Genomic DNA, 3,710 nt, shown 5'->3' with positions numbered 1-3,710 from the left:
GTGCTCGAGGCCGGCCGACGGACCGGGCTTTTGGATTTCGCGGATGCCGAGACGGCGTTTCGCACCTTTTTCGGGCTGGTCGCCCGCGATGTGCAGATCCGTCTGCTGCTCGGCGACCGGCTGGAATTGACTGAGGCGGCGATCGGCGGCGATGCCGCGCGGGCGACGCAGCAGTTTCTCGCTCTTCATGGAGCAACAACCGGCCGCAAGGCCCTAGAGCCGGATGATTTCAGGTCAAGTCGACCTGAAATCTGAATTCGTCTCTAAATCAAGAAGATAGAGCATGATGTCGTCCGAAAACCGCTTCACACTTTTCGGCATCATGCTCTGATTTATAAACGGGAAGGAAGACAAAATGCGCGTCTATTACGATCGTGATGCCGATCTCAATCTGATCAAGGGCAAGAAGGTCGCCATCATCGGCTATGGCAGCCAGGGCAGGGCGCATGCGCTCAACCTCAAGGATTCCGGCGCCAAGGAGATCGCAATCGGCCTCAAGGCCGGCTCGGCAACCGCCAAGAAGGTCGAGGCCGACGGTCTCAAGGTGATGAGCGTGGCGGACGCGGCCAAGTGGGCCGACCTGATGATGATGGCAACGCCGGACGAACTGCAGGCCGACATCTACAAGAACGAGATCGCCCCGAACATCCGCGATGGTGCCGCTATCGCCTTCGCGCACGGCCTCAACGTGCATTTCGGCCTGATCGAGCCGAAGTCGACGGTCGACGTCGTCATGATTGCCCCGAAGGGCCCCGGCCACACGGTGCGCGGCGAATACCAGAAGGGCGGCGGCGTGCCGTGCCTGGTCGCCGTCAACCAGGATGCCTCGGGCAATGCGCTCGACCTGGCCCTGTCCTACGCCTGCGGCGTCGGCGGCGGCCGTTCGGGTATCATCGAGACCAATTTCCGCGAGGAATGCGAGACCGATCTGTTCGGCGAGCAGGTCGTGCTGTGCGGCGGCCTGGTCGAGCTGATCCGGGCCGGTTTCGAGACGCTGGTGGAAGCCGGCTACGCGCCTGAGATGGCCTATTTCGAGTGCCTGCACGAGGTCAAGCTGATCGTCGACCTGATCTATGAAGGCGGCATCGCCAACATGAACTACTCGATCTCGAACACCGCCGAATGGGGCGAATATGTCTCGGGTCCGCGCATCATCACCGCCGAGACCAAGGCCGAGATGAAGCGCGTGCTGAAGGACATCCAGACCGGCAAATTCACCTCGGAGTGGATGCAGGAGTACCGCGCCGGCATGTCCCGCTTCAAGGGCATCCGCCGCAACAATGACAGCCACCAGATCGAGGAAGTCGGCGCCAAGCTGCGCGCGATGATGCCGTGGATTTCCAAAAACAAGCTGGTCGACAAGGCGAAGAACTGAGCGAAATCCACAAGCGCTCGAAAATAGCAGCTTCCATGAACAAGAAACGGCGCCACGTGGCGCCGTTTTTTCATTCTGTCGGTCAGCTCAGCTACAGGGCCAGCCCATCAATAGGGTGAGTAGCACTGCTGGCGCGGGCCGTTGTAGGGCTGGAACGTGTTGTCGTAGGCCCGGTACGACCGGTAGCGGTTGTAGCACCATTGGACATGGGCGCTCGAAAGCCGTCCCGCGCGGTAGTAGCGGCGCGGCGCCGGCCGGTCATAGTAGTCGTAGTTGTTGTACATGCTGCCGAGGCCAAGCCCCAGGCCAAGGCCCAGGATCGCGGCACTCGCGCCATCATCGTAGTAACGGCCGCCGCGATAGTGATGGCGACCATGGCGCCAACGCCAGTTGTCTCCACCATTCCAGTGACCGCCGCCGCCGTGCCAGTGCCGACGGCCGCCGTCCCAATTGCCCGACCGGCGCCATCTCCAATTGTCGTTGTTGAACTGACGGTTGTTGTTGCCGCCCGCCCAGCTGTCGCGGACCGGCGTGACATTCGGCGCCGCGGTGCTGGTGGGAATCGACAGGTCCGGTTGCATGATCGGGCCGGCGGCGGACGGTGCCGTGACGCCGGAGAGGATACCCAGGGCTAGCAGCCCCGATTTGACCGTGGAAGAAAAGAGCGAATTCATTGCACTCTCCAAGAGTTACAGGCCCCACGCCCACCCGAGGAATGGGGCAACAATGGATGTTTGCATCTGAACGGCGGATGAACGGAAAGGTTCCGTCAACCATGACGCGAACGCGCCCAAGACCAATCGATCTCAGATGGTGATCCTGCGCGCTTGTTTTCCGAAGCACTTGCGGGCAAAGGTCATGGCATGTCGCTGCGCCTTGCCACCTTCAATGTCGAGAACCTGATGAACAGGTTCGATTATTCCGGCTATCGCAACCAGCTCAACGAGGATCGAACGCTGGCGCTGTTCGATATCCAGAGCGAGGCGGAATACAGGATGCTGGAGCAGGCCCGCGCCATCGCCCAATCCGACGACACGCGCCAGCTGACGGCGCTGGCAATCGCTGCCACCCGGGCCGACATCATCTGCATGCAGGAGGTCGACAACATCGAGGCGCTGAAGGCCTTCGAATATGGCTATCTGTTCAAGATGGTGGGGCAGGGCTACCGGCAGAAATACACCACATCGGGCAATGATTCACGCGGCATCGACGTTGCCGTGATGATGCGCAATGAGACCGCCCAGGGCCAGCCGATCGAATTCGTGCGCATGACCAGCCACGCCTATGTCACCTACGAGCAGTTCGGGCTGCACACGCCGGAACTCGAGGCACTGGGCAATCAGGCCAATGAGCGCATTTTCCGGCGCGACTGCCTGGAGATCGACGTCACCGTGGGCGGCGTGCCGCTGACGCTCTATCTCGTGCATTTCAAGTCGATGGGTTCGCCGCGCAACGGGCTCGACGGGCGCGAGGCGACGATGCCGGTGCGCATCGCGGAGGCGCAGGCCGTGCGGCGCATCATCGAGGAGCGCTTCGGCAAGGACTATGCCGCCGACAAACGCTGGGCAATCTGCGGCGACATGAACGATTACCGCCAGCGTGTGAAGGTGGCCGGCGATGCGATCGACGGCTATCGCTTCGAGGTGGTCGACGAAGCCCTGTCCTGCATCAACGTGCTGACGGCCGGCGGCTTTTGCGAAAATGTCGTCGAGCGGCGGCCGGAGATGAACCGCTGGAGTTTCTACCACACGCGCGGACCGGAAGAGCGGCATCTGTGCCAGCTCGACTACATCCTGCTGTCGAAGGGGCTCGCCGCCAGCAACGCGACGGCTGTTCCCGACATCATCCGCAACGGCCAGCCCTGGCGCACCATTTTTCCGCCGGGGCAGGAGGTCGACCGCTTTCCGCGTGCCGGCTGGGACCGGCCGAAGGCGTCGGACCATTGCCCGGTGGCGATCACGCTGGACATGACCTGACGCATGAGTTTCGACCTGCCACGCAACGTCATCCTGCCGGTCGACGCCATCGACGTCCGGCTCGATCCCGGTCCGCACCCGTTCGCAAGGGACAATGCAGAGGCGATCGCCGAGAACTGGCAGCACGAAATCGCTGCCAATCCGGCGCTGTTCGACGGCATGGTGGTGCTGCTGTCGCAGCTTGCCTACCGCGACAACCGTCTCGCCGGCCGCTGCCATGCGGTCAACTATTCGACTTTCATGCTGTGGCGGAAGCGGCGCGAGAATTCGGGCGCCGAGCATGCCTATGCCCATGCCATGCTGGTGGCTGCCGACAATGCGCTGGTGGCGATCCGCATGGGTCCGCACACGGTCAACGC

The 3,710-nt window shown here is 62.3% G+C and carries 4 protein-coding genes and 1 pseudogene; 4 read left to right on the top strand and 1 reads right to left on the bottom strand.

What is annotated here, in order from left to right; all coding sequences use genetic code 11:
* Together EN969_RS21165 and ilvC are read left to right on the top strand one after the other, a co-directional pair.
* Positions 1-255: TetR/AcrR family transcriptional regulator C-terminal domain-containing protein (locus tag EN969_RS21165; protein ID WP_206525200.1), on the top strand; the 255-nt coding region annotated here is incomplete at its 5' end.
* Positions 256-355: 100 nt separating this feature from the next.
* Positions 356-1,375: a ketol-acid reductoisomerase gene (gene ilvC, locus EN969_RS21160; protein WP_013531065.1), complete on the top strand. Its 1,020-nt coding sequence runs from the start codon at positions 356-358 to the stop codon at positions 1,373-1,375.
* A 107-nt stretch (positions 1,376-1,482) separates the two neighbouring features.
* Here the strand turns inward: ilvC and EN969_RS21155 are convergent, their stop codons facing one another.
* Positions 1,483-2,049, bottom strand: a complete 567-nt coding sequence (locus EN969_RS21155; protein ID WP_013531066.1) for a BA14K family protein — start codon at positions 2,047-2,049, stop codon at positions 1,483-1,485.
* 189 nt (positions 2,050-2,238) lie between these two features.
* Between EN969_RS21155 and EN969_RS21150 the strand changes: the two genes are divergently transcribed.
* Together EN969_RS21150 and EN969_RS21145 are read left to right on the top strand one after the other, a co-directional pair.
* Positions 2,239-3,351, top strand: a complete 1,113-nt coding sequence (locus tag EN969_RS21150) for an endonuclease/exonuclease/phosphatase family protein (protein ID WP_013531067.1) — start codon at positions 2,239-2,241, stop codon at positions 3,349-3,351.
* A 3-nt stretch (positions 3,352-3,354) separates the two neighbouring features.
* Positions 3,355-3,710 (top strand): annotated as a pseudogene (locus tag EN969_RS21145) (hypothetical protein); the annotation flags it as partial.

Origin of the sequence: Mesorhizobium sp. M7A.F.Ca.CA.003.01.2.1 (genome assembly GCF_003998945.1) — a bacterium.
Taxonomy (GTDB): Bacteria; Pseudomonadota; Alphaproteobacteria; order Rhizobiales; family Rhizobiaceae; genus Mesorhizobium; species Mesorhizobium ciceri.
Note: the sequence above shows the minus strand (reverse complement) of the source record. Positions and strands in the feature narration are given on the sequence as shown.

Excerpts from the sequence above, each read along its gene's own strand:
- EN969_RS21150 (WP_013531067.1), top strand. The coding sequence starts at position 2,239 with ATGTCGCTGCGCCTTGCCACCTTCAATGTCGAGAACCTGATGAACAGG.
- EN969_RS21155 (WP_013531066.1), bottom strand. The coding sequence starts at position 2,049 with ATGAATTCGCTCTTTTCTTCCACGGTCAAATCGGGGCTGCTAGCCCTG.
- ilvC (WP_013531065.1), top strand. The coding sequence starts at position 356 with ATGCGCGTCTATTACGATCGTGATGCCGATCTCAATCTGATCAAGGGC.